Source organism: Roseibium sp. (assembly GCF_025698965.1).
GTDB lineage: Bacteria > Pseudomonadota > Alphaproteobacteria > Rhizobiales > Stappiaceae > Roseibium.
Window position 1 is genome coordinate 1 of the sequence record NZ_JAILWL010000312.1, and the last position, 7,865, is coordinate 7,865.

The 7,865-nt window shown below is 54.2% G+C and carries 7 protein-coding genes; 3 read left to right on the forward strand and 4 right to left on the reverse strand.

The features are described 5' to 3' along the window. Positions 1-195 precede the first annotated feature (195 nt). The 3 genes from K5905_RS21925 to K5905_RS21935 all read right to left on the reverse strand — a co-directional run bounded on the left by K5905_RS21925 (position 196) and on the right by K5905_RS21935 (position 2,056). Positions 196-456 carry a hypothetical protein gene (locus tag K5905_RS21925; RefSeq protein WP_297587753.1) on the reverse strand — a complete coding sequence of 87 codons (261 nt, stop codon included), beginning with the start codon at positions 454-456 and terminating at the stop codon, positions 196-198. A gap of 167 nt (positions 457-623) precedes the next feature. After that, on the reverse strand, positions 624-1,667 hold the full coding sequence (locus tag K5905_RS21930) for a P1 family peptidase (RefSeq protein WP_297587755.1): 1,044 nt from the start codon (positions 1,665-1,667) through the stop codon (positions 624-626). 113 nt (positions 1,668-1,780) lie between these two features. Continuing rightward, the gene (locus K5905_RS21935; RefSeq protein ID WP_297587758.1) at positions 1,781-2,056 is read right to left on the reverse strand and encodes a tyrosyl-tRNA synthetase; all 276 of its coding nucleotides are present in this window, start codon (positions 2,054-2,056) and stop codon (positions 1,781-1,783) included. A gap of 135 nt (positions 2,057-2,191) precedes the next feature. Between K5905_RS21935 and K5905_RS21940 the strand changes: the two genes are divergently transcribed. From K5905_RS21940 to tyrS, 3 genes are all read left to right on the forward strand, one after another. Continuing rightward, positions 2,192-2,446: a hypothetical protein gene (locus K5905_RS21940; RefSeq protein WP_297587760.1), complete on the forward strand. Its 255-nt coding sequence runs from the start codon at positions 2,192-2,194 to the stop codon at positions 2,444-2,446. Positions 2,447-2,530: 84 nt separating this feature from the next. Continuing rightward, positions 2,531-3,415, forward strand: a complete 885-nt coding sequence (locus tag K5905_RS21945) for a DUF4396 domain-containing protein (protein ID WP_297587763.1) — start codon at positions 2,531-2,533, stop codon at positions 3,413-3,415. 166 nt (positions 3,416-3,581) lie between these two features. Continuing rightward, positions 3,582-4,835: a tyrosine--tRNA ligase gene (tyrS, locus tag K5905_RS21950; protein WP_297587766.1), complete on the forward strand. Its 1,254-nt coding sequence runs from the start codon at positions 3,582-3,584 to the stop codon at positions 4,833-4,835. 51 nt (positions 4,836-4,886) lie between these two features. On the opposite strand, the gene K5905_RS21955 is transcribed toward tyrS, so the two are convergent. Then, positions 4,887-7,865, reverse strand: a 2,979-nt coding sequence (locus K5905_RS21955; RefSeq protein WP_297587768.1) for an AsmA-like C-terminal domain-containing protein, incomplete at its 5' end; no start/stop codon positions are given.

A 7,865-nucleotide genomic window follows, 5' to 3' on the forward strand; every position in this document is an offset into this window, starting at 1 on the left:
GAAATGACCCCGCACCCGGTCGAATTCGACATGTACTACTCCGTTTAAGAGATTTCCTCCGACGGAAATGGAAAACCCCGGCAAACGCCGGGGTTTTTTGTTGGCATGAACAACGCGGTACAGTTCTCAAAACTCAAGTATCACCTTCGATTGAAAGCTGAATCCACGTCATTGGCGATCTGTTTGTTACAAATCCTAGATTGCCGACTTGCGCCTGGGTCTGTTGACCAGACCATGAACAGTTATCGACGCTCCGCAATCGACGATATTTCCGTTCAAGATGCCATAGAGCGTAACCAACGAGTTTTCTTCAGCAATCAGGTCCCCATTGACGATTCCATAGATGCGCGCATTTACACCCGAAGATACCGTCAAATTGCCATTGACCGTGCCGCGAAAATCAGAATTTTCGTCAATTACCAGATGCCCTTTATGAAACAGTTTTGTGCTCGACATGGCTCCACTTCCGTTTGCACAAAAACCAATCTGATTAGTTTTGCACATTCCGCGAAGGATCCAAACGAACTCAATGTCGTTATTCAATTCAAGAGAACACGAAACCGGTTTAACTCAATCCACAAAGATCTCGGCTCCAGACCAATCTCGGTACCAGTTCCCACTTCTCAATCGTCGACTGCGAACCAATCTGCCAGGGACGGCCGTTTGTTCCGCCCTCTCCCGCGCATAGCCGGTGATGCGATCATTGAATTCAAAACAGCCTCTTGCGTGGCTTCCGCTGCAGCTTTGAACAAGGTGTCGATCCTATCCTCATGAAGAATATCGCGAGCGATAATATCCCGCCCCTCGAAGTGATTGATCTTCTGCGCGGTTGAAAAGGCCAGCGCGATGTCTCCACTGCCATTGCCGTAATATGCGCCCAGTCTTGCAAGACCCGCACCTGCACGTTTGGCAATTCTCTTCAGCTGGCGGCTTTCCAACGGTGCATCGGTCGCCAAGACGATAATGACGGAGCCGCGTTCTTCCGCCTGCTTGACGTCCTTGGGCTGCGGCATGCGGCCATCCGGAAGAACCAGGTCGCCGGGCTTGCCGAAATTGGACAGAACCAGCGTGCCAAGCGTGTAGGTTTTGCCGTCGAGATCAAAGACACGCGAAGCAGATCCGATCCCGCCCTTGAAGCCAAAGGCACTCATTCCGGTGCCGGCACCGACGCTACCCTGTTCGAAGTCTGCCGCTGCGCTTTCAATTGCAGAAACGGCATCGGCCTCGCTTAGAGCCATCGCCTGAATGTCGCTCAAGTATCCGTCATTGCATTCCAAAACCAATGAATTGACGGTTCCAGTCGACCGGCCGATTTCAGAGTTTTCAGCGATCGCTTTTTTGACCAAGGCATTCACGCCGGTTCCAACACTGAATGTGTTGGTCAACAAGACGGGGGTTTCAAGCGTGCCGAGTTCCTCCACCTGGACGAGGCCGGCGCTTTTGCCAAAACCGTTGATCACCTCAACAGCGGCGGCAAGTTTCTCGCGAAAGAGGTTACCTTGATGCGGAAGGATCGCCGTAAACCCGGTCCGGTGGTCGCCTTCCTTCATGGTGAAATGGCCGACTGTCACCCCGGCAACATCAGTAATCTGGCAGGTTGGTCCCGGCTGCATCGATCCGCAAACAAGACCAAGCAAACGGGCGGGAGATTTTTTCGCTGACGACATGAAACACCGGCGGTTGGAATTTGTGGTCCGGCATTGATAGTGAAAATATCCAGCTCCACAAACGAAAAAGCCTCCCGGAGGAGGCCATTCGCATTTACCGATGTTGATCTGCCTTAATGGCAAACTTGCCTGTATCCGACCACAACATACTGACGGTAATAAGGATCCCAACGCTGGATCGGTTTGTTGTAGCAGCGCACCGGTGCGTAATAACGCGGCTGAGCCTGGGAAGCGATGATCGCGCCAGCGGCCAAACCGATAATGGCACCGGCGGCAACTGCCCCTGCCCGATTTCGGTTTTTGGCTTCAGCGGCAGATGGCATAACGGTGACGGCAGCGGTTGCCACGGTAGCAACAGTGACGGCTGCGATAGCAAACTTACGAAGCATGTCAGATCCTCTCAACTGTTCAATTGCGGCGTATCCTTCGCCGATGAAAGAACCATACGCCCTGACATGCTCCATCGCTGTGACTGCTGTCACGCCTGGTTACTTTCAGGTGATTATCCTTCCGAATCTGCAATAATGTTGCGTAGATCACATTTCGAATGGAAGCTGCTGATGTGGGTGATAATGGCGATTTCGATCCAGATGCTGAGTGGCCCGAATGCCTGGGCGGTTAGCGATCAGGGTACGTTCACAAACGAGGCCGAGTGTCAGGCAGCACTGGATGAAGCTGTTCCGCGCACACTTTCAGAAGACATGCGTATTGCCTGGGAACAGGGTGAATTGAAGTATCTGTGCCTGAAAGTGCGCGGTACGGGACCAACTGCAAATTGATACGTTTCGGTATTCAGTGTGCCTCAAATCCCGGGCCTCAAATCAAGTTGAAATTTAAATCGTTTCCAACAAGAGGTGTTCCGGATGCTGCAAGGTGCAATGACTGTCTGGTTCGTTCTGACCGCCGCCAGCCTGGCCTTCGTCATCTGGGACTCCATCTTTAACGGTGTTACGAGCTGGGTTCAAAAACTCGCATGGGTCCTGGTGGTCGCCTACACGGGGCCTATCGGGTGTTTTCTTTATCTGCTGACCTGCCGCAGGCCATTTCCGGGTGGGCACGACGAATTCACCAACAAAACCTGGAAACAGGCGACAAACAGCGAAATGCACTGCCTTGCGGGAGACGCAACCGGCATCGTGATCGCTGCAGCAATTGTCCCGTTGCTCGGTCTCAGCAATGGTTGGGACAGCATCTTTGAGTATCTTGCCGGATTTGTCTGCGGCCTCTTCATATTTCAAGCTCTGATGATGCGCGGAATGTTCGACGGCAATTATTGGACGGCCGTGCGAAAAACGTTTTTTGCAGAGACCGTTTCCATGAATTGCGTCATGGCCGGAATGTTACCAACCATGATCGTACTGGGCAGTCTGTGGCCCGGTTCCACCGACCCCGTGTCAGCCGAGTTCTGGTTCCGGATGAGCATTGCTTCAATCGCTGGCCTGATCACTGCCTTTCCCGTCAACTACTGGCTTGTGGCTTCGCACCTGAAACACGGATGCATGACACTGCCTGGAAAGGACACCCCTGCCCTCGGCCATCGCTCGCCGGAAGGCATGATGGAGGGAATGTCCACTCACATGCATGGCCATGGGTCCAAAGGTGGACATTCCGGACACGGGAAAATGCAGATGGCAACATTGCCACTCACAACTCAGGTCGCACTCATTGCCGCATCCTTTGGCATCCTGGTTCTCGCCGGACTGGTGACGGACATGTTTGTGCCAATTCGTTTTGGTCTCACAAACTGAAACTCATCTCTCCAGCGCCATCCGGACAGCTATTTACATCGGCCATCCTTACAGATTTCGGGCTGAATTCCTTGTGCGTGCAATTTACAACACGACCTGCACGCGTTAGAGCACGTCCAAAGATATGCCGATCGGCAGGAATAACATTACGGACGGACAGGCAGGCATGAGCGAGTTCAAATCGGACTTCCTTAACGTTCTCTCAGAACGTGGTTTCATTCATCAGATTTCCGACCCGAAGGGTCTCGACGAACTGTGCGCCAAGGAAACCGTGACTGCCTATATCGGCTTTGACTGCACGGCACCCAGCCTTCATGCCGGGTCCCTCGTGCCCATCATGATGCTGCACTGGTTTCAGAAAACCGGTCACCGCCCGATTGCCCTGATGGGTGGCGGCACGACACGCGTTGGCGATCCGTCCGGCAAGGATGAAAGCCGAAAGATACTCACCGAAGAAGTGATTGAGGAAAACAAAGCCGGCATCAGAAAGGTTTTTGAGAAGCTGCTCACTTTCGGAGAAGGCCCCAACGATGCAATCATGCTGGACAACGCCGATTGGCTGCTGAAGCTCAACTACGTTGATTTCCTGCGCGACATAGGACGCCACTTCTCCGTCAACCAGATGATCCAGAGAGATTCGGTAAGACTGCGTCTCGAACGCGAACAGCACCTTTCCTTCCTCGAATTCAACTACATGCTGTTACAGGGCTATGATTACCTTGAGCTCTACCGGCGCACCGGTTGCCGCCTGCAAATGGGTGGCTCCGACCAATGGGGCAACATCCTGTCCGGCACCGATCTGGTTCGCCGCCTCGGAGAAACCGAAGCCTTTGCACTGACGTCGCCGCTTCTGACCACCGCCTCCGGCGCAAAGATGGGAAAGACCGCGGCTGGCGCTGTCTGGTTGAACGAAGAGCAACTCTCCGCCTATGATTACTGGCAATACTGGCGCAACACCGAAGATGCGGATGTCGAAAGGTTCCTGAAACTTTTCACAGTGCTGCCGATGGACGAAATCGCAAGACTTGCCGCGCTCCAGGGCTCGGAGGTCAACGACGCGAAGAAAATCCTTGCAACCGAGGCCACAGCGCTGATCCACGGCCGGGAAAACGCAGAAGCTGCCGCCGAAACCGCGCGTAAGGCCTTTGAGGAAGGCCAGTCAGCAGAAGGTCTGCCAACAGTCGAAGTCGCCAGAGCCGATCTTGAAGCCGGTCTGGGTGTGCTGTCTGCTTTTGTGACAGCAGGTCTTTGCGGCTCGAACGGAGATGTTCGCCGCAACATCAAGGGCGGCGCCGTCAAGATCAACGACAAAGGCGAACAGAACGACAAGCGTCAACTGTCTCTCGCCGACGTCACCAATGACGGCATCATCAAGCTCTCGCTTGGCAAGAAAAAACATGTACTGCTGAAGCCAGTCTGATTTATTTGATTGATGTTTCCTGAAAAGCCGGGCTCTGCCCGGTTTTTTTTGTCAGTTGGCCTGAAATTCGAACATCTTGCGGAAGATGCCGGGTGCAATTGCAGATATCGGATTGACGGTCAGAACGGGATCGGAAACCGATCCGGACAGTCTGTAGGTGACACCGATCAGCCCTTCTCCGGAGCTGCCACCCAAGGCAAATCCTAAGATCGGAATTTTTGCAAAGAAATTGTTGAGTGCGTAAATCGGCACGAATGTGCCGGTGAGGTTCAGCGTTTGCTGGGCCAGATCCACAGTTCCACTCACCGTCCCTCCGAGAGCATTTCCCTGAAGGGCTCCACGGCTGATGGTCAGGCTGTCGCCTTCGCGTGTGAAATTGATGTCGAGCGTGTCGAAGCTCGCAGACCCGTCGACCCGGCCCGCAGGTAAAATCGGCCTGTCCGGATCAAGGTTGTCCCGGTTGCGTTCACGGATGCTCTTGATCGCCGGGTCTTCCGTGATCTGGAGGGACCGCACCTTGAACTCGCCAACCCAACTGTCTTCGTCCGCCATGGCAACATTCAAGGTGCCGGTTCCGCCGCGCATACGTTCATAAAGATCGACAAACTGTAGCGTTGCGCCAGTGTCAGCAAAGCTGCCGCTGGCTACCTGGCTCTTGTCCTGTGGCAACACTTTGAATTCAAAATCCGAACGCCCGTCGATGAGACCGCGAAGATCGGCGGAAACCAGACCTCTTGCCCCGGTTTCGATCTTGCCGGAGAACTGTCTGAGTGTCCGTTGGTTGAAGCCGATAACACTGTCAATCGTGGCAGCAATTCGGGCTCCTTCCGAAAAGTCGCCTTCGCCCTTGCTCCCTCCAGGGCTGCTAACGCTGCGGATCAGACCGCGACCGTCGAATGAAGAGCCAGAGAAAATGATATCATAGCGACCGTCGCGAGCCCGCTGAATATCCACCTCGACATCGTCTTCCGGCCTGAGCTGGAAAGTGTCGAATGATGCGCTGACAAGCTCCCCGGCAGGACTAAGCTTCATCGAACCGGCTACGTCAGCGCCTTCAGTAACAAGATTGAACCCTTCTATTCGGCGCTCATCTTCTTTTTCTACAAGTTTGAACGTCGCCTTGGCAGGAACGCCCTTCGCCTTCTGCCAGCCAAGCGCCTCCAGCCTGACTTCAGTCTGCCTCAGATCGATCGAAAATTCCTGTCCTTCGCTGACTGCCGCTACACTTACAGTCATTTCTCCATCGAGAAATGCTGTCAAATCCACACCCTTCTGTTTCAGCTGCCTGGCATTCAACGATACCACCACATCCTGTTTCGCCTGAATGTCAGATCCGCCAAGCGGCACCACCAGGTCGATGTCTGCCTGCAGGCCGTCAAGGATGCCCTTACCCGTAATTGCGACCTGTCTCCGATTTGCATCCAATGAAATGTCGGCCTTTGCAATGGTGTGCCCCATGATCGGATGTTTGTCGGAGAAATCCTCCATCTGGCCGGTTGCACGCCAGTCCAGTTCGGTGACGTCTATTTTCTTGCCAAGAGGGAACGTTGCTGCAATGTCGAGGCTGCCGGAACCCGACACGCCATCATTCTTGAGATTGGCACGGTCAAGGACACTGAATGGCGCGCTGTTCACCATTGCACCTAAATCCGCGGTTTCACCCTCAAGATGCGCCGTAACTTCTGCAATTTTGCCATCACGAAGAGGCAGATTGTGAATTTCGAAGGACCCGTCAGGCAATTGAATTTCACCACCATTCGATGCCGTCGCGAGACCATCAGCAGCAGCAACGATCAGCTTCTCGTCTTTGATCGTCAGTGACCCGTTGATACCGTGAATTTCCGGCACATCACCTACAGGTGTCACTGCGCCTTGCGAGAAGGTCATGTCCAGGCGCATATCGTCTCCTGACCAACCTGCGTCAGGATCGCGATGATCGAAGGCGGGAGGTCGGACGGCTCCGGTATAAGCAACCTCTTCTATCAGACCGCTTTTTATATTGTCGATTACCCACCGTCGTGCAGGTGGCACCAATGTGATCGGCCAAAGTTGCTTTGCGACAGCAACGGGAATCTTTTCGCCGTTTGCCGCCAACGCAAGATATGGACCTTCCGGAGTGAGCTGTAGCGTCGCAACACCATGCACCACCGCTTTGCCGGAGCGCGCGGTGAACCTGTCGACCGACAGCAGCCGCTCTTCTGGATTAAAGCGCGCACGAACCTGAACCCCATCCAATACCTGGGCCGGCTCTTGAATATCGGCAGAACCAAATTGCGGGAACTTGGTGTCGAGCCGGATATTCCAGTCAGGAGACCCGTTTTCGCCTGGCTCAAGCGAACCGGTGAAAAAGATCCGCGAATTGCCCTGAATGATGTGGGATGTGGTTATCTCGATGGCATCCTGCCCGTCCTTGAAAAGAAGAGACAGGGCAGCATCGTCGAAGGCGACGAGAGTTCTGCCAAGCTGAAACCAGCCGTTCCTCATGCGGGCCACTGCATTGGCCGAAATGAATTTTCCTTCGCCGTCCAGGTTACCTTCTATTTTTGCCGACGCTGGCAATCCCAGACCCTTGCCCTGCTTGTTGACCGCATTTGGTCCCAACAACTCAGCCAGGGTGATCCCGTTGACCACCAGCCCGATATTCTTCCGGTCCGCCCCCTCCGGAGCGCTCCTGGCCAGTTCGAGACGCCAGGTCGAAACATTTCCGGTTACCCTCGCATAGGCTCTGACAATCCGGTTCTTGCTCCTGAAGATATCTGTATCTATTCCCTCAAATCGCCGCGGAAAAGCGCCCGCAATATCAAGCGACCCATCCCGGATTTTTACGAATCGCAGCCCCCTGCGAGCAAACTGATCGTCGACGACATCACTCACGCGATCGATTGTCTCCATAAGCGGTCCGATTTCCGGAACCTTTGCCGGCCCGCCCTTCAGCTCGATTCTAACGTGGGGTTTTTCCAGATTGAGAGAGGAAAAGTGAATCTTGCCGGTCAGAATCGCGTCTCGATTCAGCGGAGCGGTCAGACTTGG